The organism is Carboxydocella sp. JDF658, assembly GCF_002049395.1.
Taxonomy (GTDB): Bacteria; Bacillota.
In genome coordinates, this window is the sequence record NZ_BDLR01000163.1 from 1 (window position 1) to 409 (window position 409).

General features: G+C 39.4%; 1 protein-coding gene. It reads right to left on the reverse strand.

The window, feature by feature from the left end:
- Positions 1 to 129: 129 nt before the first annotated feature.
- Positions 130 to 399 carry a type II toxin-antitoxin system Phd/YefM family antitoxin gene (locus tag JDF658_RS13065; protein ID WP_079907962.1) on the reverse strand — a complete coding sequence of 90 codons (270 nt, stop codon included), beginning with the start codon at positions 397 to 399 and terminating at the stop codon, positions 130 to 132.
- Between the last annotated feature and the right edge of the window lie 10 nt (positions 400 to 409).

Here is a 409-nt window from a genome sequence, read left to right on the forward strand (position 1 = left end):
AAATTCTCTAAACGGCTCAAGGCGTGCATAATACTTTCAAGTATACTATCTGCAGCGCTTGGATTATCTACCATAATATAATCAAATATCTCGTCTAGGTCTGTATATGCGGCAGGGAGTAGTTCTACATTATATTTTTCCATGGATTTTCTCCTTGAGCCGTTTTTGTGCCTCAACAAGCGTGATGGTCGGCTCGCCAGCAAGGCGTTGTTGTTCGGCCAACAATAATTTTTCGCGGAGATCAAGCATAGCTTCTCGACGTTCAAAAGCCTCAATACTCATTATTACAAGATCGCCTTCACCATTTTTTGTGATGTATATAGGTTCTGCTTTTTCATGGGCAAGCTGGGAAATGGTATTATATTTATTACGAAGCATTGTAGATGATCTTATAATCATTTAATTGGCC